Annotated in this window: 14 protein-coding genes; 8 read left to right on the forward strand and 6 right to left on the reverse strand. The window is 67.8% G+C overall.

The annotated features are described in order from the left end of the window. The first annotated feature begins 98 nt into the window (after positions 1–98). Entirely contained in the window at positions 99–1586 is a 1488-nt protein-coding gene (gene cysS, locus NO978_RS16515) for a cysteine--tRNA ligase (protein WP_257300659.1), read from the forward strand. 55 nt (positions 1587–1641) lie between these two features. Further along, the gene (locus NO978_RS16520; RefSeq protein ID WP_257300660.1) at positions 1642–2295 is read left to right on the forward strand and encodes a DUF6517 family protein; all 654 of its coding nucleotides are present in this window, start codon (positions 1642–1644) and stop codon (positions 2293–2295) included. A gap of 47 nt (positions 2296–2342) precedes the next feature. Here the strand turns inward: NO978_RS16520 and NO978_RS16525 are convergent, their stop codons facing one another. The 3 genes from NO978_RS16525 to NO978_RS16535 all read right to left on the reverse strand — a co-directional run bounded on the left by NO978_RS16525 (position 2343) and on the right by NO978_RS16535 (position 6009). Then, on the reverse strand, positions 2343–3890 hold the full coding sequence (locus tag NO978_RS16525; protein ID WP_257300661.1) for a hypothetical protein: 1548 nt from the start codon (positions 3888–3890) through the stop codon (positions 2343–2345). A gap of 386 nt (positions 3891–4276) precedes the next feature. Beyond that, complete coding sequence (locus tag NO978_RS16530; protein WP_257300662.1) at positions 4277–5125, reverse strand: enoyl-CoA hydratase/isomerase family protein; 849 nt, start codon at positions 5123–5125, stop codon at positions 4277–4279. Continuing rightward, a complete protein-coding gene (locus NO978_RS16535) occupies positions 5122–6009 on the reverse strand; it encodes a 3-hydroxyacyl-CoA dehydrogenase family protein (protein ID WP_257300663.1) in 888 nt (295 codons plus the stop codon). The genes NO978_RS16530 and NO978_RS16535 overlap by 4 nt, the downstream gene beginning before the upstream one ends. Positions 6010–6109: 100 nt before the next feature. On the opposite strand from NO978_RS16535, the gene NO978_RS16540 reads away from it, so the two are divergent. After that, on the forward strand, positions 6110–6532 hold the full coding sequence (locus NO978_RS16540; RefSeq protein WP_257300664.1) for a DUF6069 family protein: 423 nt from the start codon (positions 6110–6112) through the stop codon (positions 6530–6532). A gap of 4 nt (positions 6533–6536) precedes the next feature. Here the strand turns inward: NO978_RS16540 and NO978_RS16545 are convergent, their stop codons facing one another. The 3 genes from NO978_RS16545 to NO978_RS16555 all read right to left on the reverse strand — a co-directional run bounded on the left by NO978_RS16545 (position 6537) and on the right by NO978_RS16555 (position 9431). Further along, the gene (locus NO978_RS16545; RefSeq protein WP_257300665.1) at positions 6537–7976 is read right to left on the reverse strand and encodes a zinc ribbon domain-containing protein; all 1440 of its coding nucleotides are present in this window, start codon (positions 7974–7976) and stop codon (positions 6537–6539) included. Then, positions 7973–9148: a beta-ketoacyl synthase N-terminal-like domain-containing protein gene (locus tag NO978_RS16550; RefSeq protein WP_257300666.1), complete on the reverse strand. Its 1176-nt coding sequence runs from the start codon at positions 9146–9148 to the stop codon at positions 7973–7975. Before NO978_RS16550 ends, NO978_RS16545 begins: the two co-directional genes overlap by 4 nt. An 88-nt stretch (positions 9149–9236) precedes the next feature. Beyond that, a complete protein-coding gene (locus NO978_RS16555; protein ID WP_257300667.1) occupies positions 9237–9431 on the reverse strand; it encodes a hypothetical protein in 195 nt (64 codons plus the stop codon). Positions 9432–9473: 42 nt separating this feature from the next. On the opposite strand from NO978_RS16555, the gene NO978_RS16560 reads away from it, so the two are divergent. The 5 genes from NO978_RS16560 to NO978_RS16580 all read left to right on the forward strand — a co-directional run bounded on the left by NO978_RS16560 (position 9474) and on the right by NO978_RS16580 (position 12212). After that, on the forward strand, positions 9474–9917 hold the full coding sequence (locus tag NO978_RS16560; protein ID WP_257300668.1) for a DUF5518 domain-containing protein: 444 nt from the start codon (positions 9474–9476) through the stop codon (positions 9915–9917). 90 nt (positions 9918–10007) lie between these two features. After that, a complete protein-coding gene (locus NO978_RS16565) occupies positions 10008–10496 on the forward strand; it encodes a MaoC/PaaZ C-terminal domain-containing protein (protein ID WP_257300669.1) in 489 nt (162 codons plus the stop codon). A gap of 43 nt (positions 10497–10539) precedes the next feature. Continuing rightward, positions 10540–10896, forward strand: a complete 357-nt coding sequence (locus NO978_RS16570) for a VOC family protein (protein ID WP_257300670.1) — start codon at positions 10540–10542, stop codon at positions 10894–10896. Positions 10897–10945: 49 nt separating this feature from the next. Beyond that, on the forward strand, positions 10946–11824 hold the full coding sequence (locus tag NO978_RS16575) for an amidohydrolase family protein (protein WP_257300671.1): 879 nt from the start codon (positions 10946–10948) through the stop codon (positions 11822–11824). A 103-nt stretch (positions 11825–11927) separates the two neighbouring features. Next, a complete protein-coding gene (locus NO978_RS16580) occupies positions 11928–12212 on the forward strand; it encodes a hypothetical protein (protein ID WP_257300672.1) in 285 nt (94 codons plus the stop codon). Positions 12213–12263: the final 51 nt, after the last annotated feature.

Genomic DNA, 12263 nt, shown 5'->3' on the forward strand with positions numbered 1-12263 from the left:
TGCGTTGTTAGACGTGCTTGCCGCACTCCCGACACGTGATGACGAACCACACCGTGCCACCAATCGATTTAACCGCTCCCGCCGGGAACCACGGGGTAATGACCCTGCACGTGACGAACACGTTGACGGGCGAGAAGGAGCCGTTCGAGCCGAACGACCCCGACGACGTCCTCCTCTACTACTGCGGGCTGACGGTCTCGGACCCGGCGCACCTCGGGCACGCACGTGGCTGGGCCCACGTCGACGTGATGCACCGCTGGCTGGCACAGCTCGGCTACGACGTTCGTCACGTCGAGAACTTCACCGACGTGAACGAGAAGATCGTCGCCCGGGCGGGCGACCCCGACCTCGGCGAGAGCGAGGCCGAGGTCGCCGAACACTACATCGCCGACGTACTGGCCGACATGCGCGGCCTGAACCTGAAGCGGGCCGAGGTCTACCCCCGCGTCTCCGAGCACGTCCCGAAAATCGTCGACCTCGTGGAGACGCTGGTCGAGAAGGGCTACGCCTACGAGGCCGACGGTTCGGTGTACTTCGACGTGACCGCGTTCGAGGACTACGGGAAGCTCTCGAACCAGCGCGTCGAGGAGATCGAGGAACAGGGCGACCCGGACGAGCTGAGCGAGAAGCGCCACCCGGCCGACTTCGCGCTCTGGAAGGCCGACGGCGTCTCCCCCGACGCCGTCCACGAGCACCGGAAGGCCGACCACCCCGGCGACGATGGCGAGACGCCGTCCGGCCAGACCTGGGTGTCGCCGTGGGGCGAGGGACGACCCGGCTGGCACATCGAGTGCTCGGCGATGGCGATGACGCACCTCGACTCGACCATCGACATCCACGTCGGCGGGCAGGACCTGGTCTTCCCGCACCACGAGAACGAGATCGCCCAGTCCGAGGCGGCGACCGGCCAGCAGTTCGCGAAGTACTGGCTCCACGTCCGCCTGCTGCAGACGAAGGCCGAGAAGATGTCCTCCAGTCTGGGCAACTTCACGACCGTCGGTGAGGCGCTCGAAGCGGAGGGCCCGAACGTCGTCCGGATGTTCCTGCTCTCGACGGCGTACCACAACGAGGCCGTCTACAGCGACGAGACGCTCGCGGAGGCCCGCGAACGCTGGGACCGACTCGAACGCGGCTACCGGACCGCCGTCGAGGCCTGCGACTCGGTCGACGCCCGGACGACCGAGGACGACCGCGACCTCCGCAACACCGTCGACCGCGCCCGCCGGGAGTTCACCGAGGGGATGAACGACGACTTCAACACCCGCGAGGCGACGACCGCGTTGCTCGAACTCGTCGGCGCCGTGAACCGGCACGTCGACGACCGCGAGACGTACGACTACCGCGGGCTCCGGATGGCGGTCGAGACGTTCGCGGAGTTCGGTGGCGACGTCCTCGGGTTCCAGTTCCGCGAGGAGACCGACGGGAGCGCCGAGGTGGCGGGCGAACTCGTCGAACTGGTCCTCTCGGTCCGCGAAGCCGAGCGGGAGGCTGGCAACTACGACCGCGCCGACGAGCTCCGCGACGAGCTGGAGGCCATCGGCGTCACCGTGGAGGATACGGACGACGGCGCGACGTTCCGGCTCTGACACCCCTCGGTGCGTTGCCACTCGTTTTAAGCCCCCGTACCGACTGATGACGCCCATGAACGCCAATCGACGACAGTTCCTCGCGGCGACAGCGAGTGCTTCGCTGGCTGCGACAGCAGGCTGTCTGGGCTTCCTCTCCGACGCGACGACGTTCGAGGCACAGCAGGCGGCGACGGCCGAGTCGGTTGCCGGCGAGGGGAACTACGTCAAGCAGGAGCCACGAGAGCTCCGCGCCGAGCGGACGTTCTCCGTCGCGGACCAGGAGCAGACCGTGACGGTCGCCAACTGGGTGACGGAGTACTACAAGACCATAGACGTGGGCCCGCTGAGCGGCCAGCGTGCGGGGGTCTTCGCCGTGGTCTCGACGCCACAGGTCGAGATTCTCGGGGAGTCGTTCAACCCGCTCGCCGAGGCCAGCCCCCGTGACATCGTCAGTCGCTTCCAGCAGCAGTACGAGGGCATGAGCGTCGGCGACCGCATCGACCAGACGACGCTCGGCGCGCTTGGCGGGAGCGCGCTGGTGTCGACGTTCGGGGGCTCGGCGACCATGCAGGGCCAGCAGGTCGACACCAACTTCATCGTCAGTGGCTCGGTGGAGAACGCGGGCGACCACGTCGTCTCGCTGGGCATCTTCCCGCGGGAGCTCGACGAACAGGGGAACGTCCACGCGATGATCGAGAACCTCGAACACCCGATCTCGAGCGAGTAGCCCGACAGCCGGTGCGGCGACGTTCTGGAGACGGGTCGGCCGAACGGTCAGTCGGCTCTCGGCCGTGCTGCCGCGGCTACCGAGGACGCAACGGCAGGCGGTACTGCGATGGAGCTGTTCGACCCCGCCTGTGAGACCGTGATATCGTACACGGAGAGGTGCAGGTACGTGATCGGCGGGGGGTAGAGTCCGTGGTCGAGTTGGAGCGACGGCTGGATGTCCACGAGGTTCCGATCGTACTCGATCTCGGTGCTCTGCCCGACGATGGTCGGCCCGGCGATGATGGCACCCGACACTTCGCTGTTCCCCGCAACGACGCAGGTGTCCCAGCCGTCGCACTTGTTCCCGGTCCCGAACGGTTCCGCGGCCGCGTTGGGCTCGCTGTCCCCGAGGACAGCCTCCTTACGGGGTGCGTAGATGGTCCCGAACAGGTCGGCCTTGCTCCCGCCGGTGATGGCGATCTGCATCTCCGAGGTGCCGTACACCTGGAGGTACTGGGACTCGCCGACGACGCCGGCCCGGCTGTTCCCCATCCCGAAGTTCCGGGTCGAGTAGATGCGGAACGCCCGGTCGCCGCCCCCGTTGACGACGTCGATATCGCCGCCCTGGAGCGACACGTTCCCATCGACGAGCATGGTGACGTTTCCGCCGCTCAGGTCCACAGTGAGGTCCTCACCGTTCTCGAGGACGAAGCCGTCGTCGTCGTAGTACGTCGCCCCACTGCCGAGGAACGCACCGCCGTACTCGGGATGCATGATCGGCATCGTCGAGTCGTTCTCCGCGTCACGGACCTTCTTCTCGATGACGTCGTCGATGATGCGGAGGTCGTTCGTCGTGCCTTCGGTCACGCCGCGGGTGACCCTGCTGTGGTCGGAGACGCTCCCGCCCGCGGAGACGCTCCCGTGGATCTCCGAGTTGCCGCCGTCGAACTGGATGTCACCGCTGGTCGCGAAGACACCTTCCGAGAACGTGCTGTCGATGGCCGGCTCACCGAGCCGCATGACGACGGTTTCGTTGGCGTGGTCGACCGTGATGCTGGCATCACTGGTCTGCTGACGGAGGTAGTCGGCCCAGCCGCCGTAGTACTTGCTCTGGATCTCGACGGTGACGAGCTGGCCCTGGACGACCGACTGGCGGTCCAGTGCCACGGCGGAGCCGTTCCGCCGAAGGTCGATGGCACTCCTGGTGAGCGTCCGCTCGCCGGTCACAACCGGAATCCAGGCGTTCAACGACCCGTCGTCGTAGTCGAATGGCGGTGGCGACACCATGTTGGCGTCCGCACGGGTCCCGCGCCACACGCCACCGGCTTGGTAGGCGAGGGTGCTGCCCTCCCGGGTGTACTCGACGGACCCGAAGGTGCGGTTCGCGATCAGCGTGTCGTCCGTGTAGACCCGGATGCTCCCGGTCTCGTCGTGACGGACGGCCGCGTCGTTCGCCCTGATGTCGAACGCGACCTGCTCCGTCGTCCCCTGGCCGAAGGCGACCGACGTGACCGACTGGCTGAACTCGACGAAGGCCAGTTCGATGCGCTGGTTCTGCGCGTTGTCCTGTGCCCGGTCGAGCGTGACACTGCCGACGAGTGCGACCGATAGCATACCCAGGACCACGAATCCGATGAGGAGTGCCACGGCCAGCACCGACGACTGTCCACGCTCTGCCGCTCCGCTCTTTCGTTCGCCCGATTCATCCGTTCGTTTCCCATGTTTCGACGCTCCCCCTTCCCAAGGGGCTCGTCTCATCAGTAGCCGGGACGCGGGGCGAATATAAATAAAGAATGTAATATAAATGCCACAATTGGAGATGGTAGCAAGGAAAACAGCACAATTTCAACGCTTCGTAGCAAAAATAAAACGTCCAGAGTTGCCGGGAGACGAATTCCGGGCGTCTGTGTCGATACCACCTCCAACGGAAACAGCGGCCACAACCCTGTTGTACCGGTACTCATCAATCCGTTGAACTGAAACCGGTCCGGCTGCGGTGACTACCCCGACCACTCCGGCTCGCGGTCCTCGAAGAACGCGTCGATACCCTCGTTCTTGTCCTCACCCGCGAACAGCAGCGCGAACAGCTCCGCCTCGTACTCGATGCCCGCCTCGAGCTCCATCCGCGACGCCGCCTTCACCGCCTTCTTGGCGTGTTCGAGCGCCACCGGCGACTTGGACGCCATCTTCCCCGCGAGGTCGTACACGCGGTCGTCGAGGTCGTCCGGCTCGTACACCTCGTCGACGAGGCCGATGTCGTCGGCCTCCTCGGCGTCGATGAGTTCGCCGGAGAGCACGAGCCGCATCGCCTGGCCCTCGCCGACGAGACGGGGGAGCCGCTGTGTGGCGCCCCCGCCGGGCATGATACCGAGGTTGATCTCGGGCTGGCCGAACTTGGCCCCGTACTGCGCGATGCGCACGTCACAGCCGAGTGCGAGTTCGGAGCCGCCACCGAGACAGTGACCGTTGATGCGAGCGACGACCGGCTTCTCCAGGTCGTCGACGTACTCGTAGACGCGTGGGCGCTTCGACGCCTCGCGCTGTTCGAGCGCGTCGCGCTCGCGCAGTTCCGTCACGTCCGCGCCGGCGACGAACGCGCTGGACTCGTCCGAACCGGTGAGCACCACGACGCGCACGTCGTCGTCGGCCTCGACCCCGTCGAGCACCGTCTTCAGTTCACGGCGGAGCTGGGCGTTCAGCGCGTTCCGCGCGTCCGGCCGGGCGAGGGTGACCGTCGCCACACCCTCGGCTTCGTCACCCACGGCGACACGAACCAGTTCGCAGTCCTCGGCCGTCGCTTCGGCGTCGACGGTCCCGCTGTCGTCGCTCGCCACCTCGTCGCCGCTCATTCACCGTCACCCCAGTCGCCCGACGTGCCGACTATTTCACCGTCCTCCCAGACGTAGAACCCCTCGCCGGTCTTCTTGCCGAGCTTGCCCGCCCGGACCTTCTGCTTGAGCAGCTGCGGGGGCTTGAACCGTTCGCCCAGCTCCTCGCGCAGGTACTCGAGGATGTCCAGCCGGACGTCCAGCCCGACCACGTCGCCCAGCTCGATGGGGCCCATCGGGTGGTTGTAGCCGAGCTCCATCGCGGCGTCGATGTCCTGCGGCGAGGCGACACCCTCTTCGAGCATCCGGATGGCCTCGACGCCGAGCGTGACGCCCAGCCGCGACGAGGCGAACCCCGCCGAATCGCGGACCGTCACCGCCGTCCGGTCGATGCCCTCGACGAACTCCTCGGCGAACGCGACGGTCTCCTCGCTCGACTGTTCGGGGACGACGACCTCGACCAGCTGCATGAGGTGGACCGGGTTGAAGAAGTGCAGGCCGACCGCGCGCTCGTCGTGTTCCAGCGCGCTCGCGATCTCCGTGATGGACAGCGAGGAGGTGTTCGTCGCGATGACAGTGTCCTCGTCGATGGCCGCCTCCACGTCCGCGAACGTGTCCTTCTTCAGGTCCATCTGCTCGGGCACCGCCTCGACGACGAGGTCGGCACCCGCGACGGCCGGTTCGAGCTCGACCGCGGTGTCGATGCGCGCCAGCGTGGCCTCCATCTCTTCCGGAGTGACCTTGTCACGGTCGACGCCGCCCTGGAGGTTCGACTCGATGGTCGCCAGGCCGTCCTCGACGAACTCCCGTTCGATGTCGCGCATCGTCACGTCGTGGCCGGCCATCGCCGTGACCTGTGCGATTCCGTTCCCCATGGTCCCCGCGCCGAGTACACAGACCTTCATACGTGGGACCGTGATTGCCCGGCAAGTAAGCGTTGTCCGTTCCGGCGGGGTGTGCCACTTCAGTCCTAGCTTGAAGTTCGTGGCCATCCTCTCCAGCGGTATGAGCCAACGGCCGACGACGCTCGAACGCCTGCGCCAGCCCGTCGCTGGCTACGGCCTGCCCGCACGTGCGGGGGTCGCCCTCGTGACAGCCCTCCTCGGGAACCTCGCCGTCCTGAACGTGGCCATCACGGCAGAACTCGCCCCGGACCTGATGGCACTCGCGTACCCACCGGTCGCAGTCCTGACGACCGCCGGCGTGGTCGGGGGGGTGGGCGTCTTCCGGGTGCTGGAGTCGCGGTCGGAGACGCCGACGAGAACGTTCACGCGGGTCGCCCTGGGGGTGCTGGTCCTCTCGTTCATTCCCGACATCGGCATCATGCTGGCCGACGACACCGCGACGGCCGCCGGTGTCGGCGCGCTGGCGGTGATGCACCTCACGACGGCGGTCGCCTGCATCGCGTTCGTCCCGTCCGGCGAGTAGGGGGTCACTCCGCGGGCGTGACCTTGCAGCCGTAGCGCGTGACGCCTTCCTGCGTGTAGATGCGGCGGAACTCGGCCACGACGGCGTCACCGACGCCCACGGAGCCGGGATCGGCGTCGGTCACCTGCACCGGGACACTCACGCTGCCGCCGTCCGGACCGTCGAAGGCGACGACAGCGACGGCGAAGTCGCCGGACTTGGACTGCTGTTCCGCGAACTCGGGCGGCGCGCCGCCCTGCGAAATCGTCGTCACCGCCTCGACAGTGCCGGTGCCCGGGAGCACGACCGGCTCCGTGCCGTCGCGCTCGTTGCAGGACTCGCAGGCACCCGCGGGCGGGAAGTTCAGCGCGCCACAGGACACACAGCGGGCGGCCTCGAGCCGGTAGCGCTGCGGAATCGAGCGCTTCCAGGACGGGACGGAGACGTACGCGCCGCCGCCGTCCGGTGGGCCGGAGGTGACCTCGCCCCGCTGGCGGAGGTACTCGGCGTAGGAGAGGTTCGCACCGCCGTCGAGGTCGAGGTCCGCCGAGACGGCCCCCGCGTCGTCGTGCTCGACCACGAGCGCGTCCGCGCCGGCACCCGAGCCGACGCCGACGACGAGCGTCGTCTCCACGCCCGCCGCGAGCGCTCGGGCGAGCGAGAGCGGCGCGCTCGCCGCCCCGGTGTCGCCGAGGTCCTGCACCGTCGCGACCTCGTAGATGGCGGCGTTGTCGACGCCGAGCGCGCCGGCGACGCGGTACGGGCGCTTGCCGTCGACGGCCTGGATGGCGACCGCGTCCGGCTCCGGGTCGGCGTCGAGCGCGTCGACCGCGCCCGTGACGACCTCGCGGAACGCCGCCCGGTCGTAGGTCGTCACGTCGAGACCCTCGGTGCGTTCGGCCCCCGCCTGCCGGAACCGGGTGCCGGGGTACGGCGTCGCGTACTCGGCGCTCTCGGTGACCGTTGCACCCCCGTCGCGACCACCGTCGTCGAGGACGAACGCGACCGCACCGGCCCCGGCGGCGTGGTCGACCGCGTCGTCGAGGTGTCCCTTCGGACAGTCCGCGGCGACCACGAGGGCGACCCCCTCGTCGAGGTCGGCCGCGACGGCGTCGACGAGCGCCGAGGTGCCGGCGCGCGTGCTCCCACCGTGGAACCGTCGCGTCGCCGTCTCCGGCACGCCAAGCGCCGCCCCGAGCCGGCTCGTCAGGTCCGCCTCGGCGAGCGGTGGGGTGGTGGAGGCGAAGGCGAGGTGCGAAACCTTGTCGCCGTCGCTGCCGTCGGCTTCGAGGGCGTGCTTCGCGGCCGCGACGGCCATCGTGAGCGCGTCCTCGTCGGCTCCCGGGACCGCCTTCTCCTCGATGCCGGATGCGTGGAACTGGCCCCACGCCTCCTCGAACGCCTCGGCGGTGATGCGGAAGCGCGGCGCGTACGCGCCGACCGCGCGAATGGAGTTCCCGGTCATGCGCCGACCTCCTCGCGCTCGAACGCGTGAACGACCGCCGCGCCGCCGCTCCCGCCGACGTTGTGCGTCAGCCCCCGCGTTGCGCCCTCGACCTGTCGCTCGCCCGCCTGTCCGGTGAGCTGCTTGAACGCCTCGACGACCTGGCCCGCGCCGGTCGCGCCGATGGGGTGACCCTTGGACTTGAGTCCGCCGGAGGTGTTGACGACGACCTCGCCGCCGTAGTCGCTCCGCCCGTCGGCGACGAACGCGCCGGACTCGCCCGGCTCGCAGAGCCCGAGGTCCTCGTAGGCCATCAGCTCCGCGATGGCGAAGCAGTCGTGGACCTCTGCGAAGTCCAGGTCCTCCGGCCCGAAGCCGGCCATCTCGTAGGCGGTGGCGGCCGCGTCGGCGGACGCTGGGACGTTCACGTAGGAGTCGCGCTGGAACAGCCCCACGCGGTCCGACGCCGCGCCCACGCCGGCAACGCGAAGCGCCTCGTCGGCGTACTGGTCGACGACGTCCTCACTGACGACGATGGCCGTCGCCGCGCCGTCGGTCGTCGGACAGCAGTGATAGAGATTCAGCGGGTCCGCGACGACCGGCGCGTCCATCGCGTCCTCCAGCGAGCAGGTGAACCCGAGATGGGCGTGCGGGTTGTCCGCGCCGTGGGCGTGGTTCTTCACGGCGACGTGGGAGAGCTGTTCGTGCGTGGTGCCGTGCTCGGCCATGTGTGCGCTGGCCATCTGGGCGTAGACGCCGGCGAACGTCGTCCCGGAGAGGCGCTCCCACTCCGTCTCGCCGCTGACGCCGAGCCAGTACTTCGTCGCGTCGCCGGAGGCGTCGGTCATCACCTCGACGCCGCCCGCGAGCACCACGTCGGCCATGCCCGACTTGACGGCCTGGACGGCCTGTCGGACCGCGTAACCCGACGCCGCACAGGCGTTCTCCACTCGCGTCGTCGGCACGCCGTGGAGTCCGACGTGCTCGGTGACCGCCGGCCCGGAGAGCCCGAGCTGACGGCCGCCGACGCCGAGCGTTCCCACGACGGCCTCGTCGAAGTCGTCCGTGTCGATGCCCCCCGCGACGCTGTCGACGGCCGCGTCGAAGGCCGTTTCGAACAGCGACCGGTAGCTCTCGTCGGGGAACGAGCCGAAGTCCGACTGCCCGGCCCCGACGACGTACGCATCTCGCATAGCGGCAGTCGGACGCCGGAGCGCATATAGGTCGGGGAAAGCGGCGGTTCAGACGGGGACTCTCTTATATCCTTGCTGATAGCATCAGTCATCCGGCTGCAAGATTCAGGCGCTCCTGTTGCTGGACGAGCCATCTGCTGGACTCTCCACGGACCTCGACGACGAGGAGGTCCGCTAGCGGTTCCTCGAAGGCTGACCGTATAAATAAGTAGAATTTTGACACATTATCTGCGGCTATTTTCATACCCTCCGATATTGGGTCCCTCAGGTATTCACGCCCCATCTAGAGCGTAAGTTTATATGTCCATCTGGTGATTTACCACTTATGGCACTCAACTTCGACGACAGCAGTCACGAGAACGGCTTCTGGATCAACGCGCTCATCGGCGCCGTCGCGGCGTTCGTGCTCGGGTTCATCCCGTTCTCTACCGTCCTCGGCGGCGTGGTCGCAGCCTACCTACAGAAGGGGGAGACGCAGATGGAGAACGTGAAGGTCGGGGCCGCTGCCGGAGCGATATTCTTCGTCCCCTCGCTGCTGGCCCTGTTCGGGTTCGGCTTCCTCGGCATCCTGACCGGTGACGCGACGGGCTTCATCGTGCTCATGTTCTTGGGCGTCGTCCTGCTCGTGATGGCCGCCATCTACACCGTCGGCCTCTGCGCGCTCGGCGGCTTCATCGCCCACGCGGTCTGGGAGGACGACTTCCGCAAGGCCCGGACCACCGCGACTGCCGGCACCGGTACCGAGACGTACGACGAAGCGCAGTACTGAGCGGTCGTCGAAGCCTTCGTTTCGCGCTCCGACGACAGTGACCGCAGTCGGAGGGCAATCATTACTTACGCCCCCTTCGAAGCCACCGACATGGCCTACAGCTACGAGCCACACTACTTCGAAGACATGGAGGTCGGGAAGACCTTCGAGAGCGTGGGACGCACCGTCACCGAGTCGGACTTCGTCTTCCACTCGATGTTCGCCGACGACTGGACCGAGCTACACACGAACGCCGAGTACAGCGAGGACGGCCCGTTCGGCGAACGCATCGGGCACGGCCCGATGACGTTCATCCTCACGACCGGCATGGTCCAGCGCTGTGGCTTCGTCGAGCGCACCGTCATCGCGTTCCTCGGCATGAACTACATGGACGTGCCGAACCCGCTGACCATCGGCGACACCATCTCCGCCGAGTTCGAGGTCACCGAGAAGAAGGAGTTCGGGTCGCGCGAGGACGCCGGCCTCGTGGTCATCGACGCCGACACGCGCAACCAGGACGACGAGATCCTCCTGCAGGGCGACATGAAGTTCATGTTCAAGCGGCGGGACCACTACGGCGACAAGCCGGGCCACCCCTGAGACGGGACCACAGCTATTGGTGACGGGGCGCGAACGGACACGTATGACCATAGATCACGCGGCGGTTCGCGTCTCGAACCTCGACGAATCCATCGCATTCTACCGCGACCTGTTCGGCTACGAGCCCGTCGAGCGGTTCGAGCGGAGCGACACGGTCTCGGACACGTTCCTCGGCATCGGCGACGATGCCGCCATCCAGCTGGTCGAGACCGACGAGCCGGTCGAGCCGACGGACGGCGGCCACCTCGGCCTCTCGGTGGACGACGTGGACGCGGCGGTCGCCGGACTCGACGACGGGCGCGTCCACCGCAGGCCGGAGACGCTCGACGAACTCGGCATCCGAATCGCGTTCGTGGAGGACCCCGACGGCCACGTGCTGGAGCTGCTCGAACCGGTCTGAGCCGGGGAAAACACGAACGCTTTTTCGCCTGCCCGTTGCAGGAGTGAGTATGAGCCTGCCGAGCGTCGTGGACCCCGACGACCCCCGAATCATCGACACGCACGCACACCAGCCGACCGAGGAGTTCCTCTTCGACGCCGGCGGCGAGATGATGCAGGACGCCGCAAAGCGCTTCGGCAAGGAGATGGTGCCGAACTCCTACGAGGAGATGAAAGAGGAGTACCGCGCTGTCGGCATCGACAAGGCGGTGCTGCTCGGCTGGGACGCCGAGACGAACACCGGCAACCCGCCGGTCCCGAACGAGTACGTCGCGGAGGTACGCGACGAGCACGACGACTTCTTCGTCGGCTTCGGGAGCGTCGACCCCCTGAAGGACGACTGCGTCGAGGAGGCCCGCCGATGCGTCGAGGACCTCGACCTCGTCGGCTTCAAGTTCCAGCAGATAGCGCAGGGCTTCGACCCCTCGGACCCCGAACACGAGGAGCTCTTCGACACCATCGAGGACCTCGGCGTCCCCTGCGTCTTCCACGGGGGGAACTCCACGCTCGGTGCCTGTGCCCCCGGCGGGCGGGGCCTGAAGATCAAGTACGGCGACCCGATGCTGCTCGACGACGTGGCCGCCGAGCATCCCGACCTCCAGATACTCATCGCCCACCCGGCGTTCCCGTGGGAGAAGGAGCAACTCGCCATCTGCCAGCAGAAGGGCAACGTCTACATGGACCTCTCGGGCTGGATGCCCGCCTACATCGACGACCAGGTGCTCCACTACGCGAAGACGCTGCTCAAGGACAAGGTGATGTTCGGCACGGACTACCCGATGCTCGACCCGCAGAAGTGGCTCCACCAGTTCGGCGAGCTCGACTTCCCCGAGGAGGTCCAGCGCAAGATCCTCTGGGAGAACGCCGAGGAGTTCCTCGGCCTGGACTGACCCGCCACGAACGCTTTTCTCCCGCAGCCGGGTCCTTGCATGGACAGCCGTCTCGACCACGGAGCGAGCGCGCTGACCTGCCCCCCTCGACCGGCTGCTCGGCGTGCCGCGGCCGGAGACCGCCGGCTCGGATCATCTCGGTGCGAGACGCCACCGATTCGCCGGGAGTGGTGTCGCACTCGCCGAACCCGACGGTGACCGCCTCAGCGCCCGTCTCGCGGAGTTCGGGCCGCCCCCCACTGCCAGCCTCGTCGGGACGAGCGACCTCGACGCGGCGACGGACGCCGTCTCCCTCACCGCGCCGGAACGGTGGCAGGACGACCGCGTCACAGGGTTCGACCATCCGGCGTTGCGGGACTGGCTCTGCGTCGTGGAGGACGCGCACTGACCGCGTGGTTCCGAGGAATCCGTCGGCGGGGACGGCCACCTCTGGAAGTTC

Origin of the sequence: Haloarchaeobius sp. FL176 (assembly GCF_024609245.1) — an archaeon.
GTDB lineage: Archaea > Halobacteriota > Halobacteria > Halobacteriales > Natrialbaceae > Haloarchaeobius.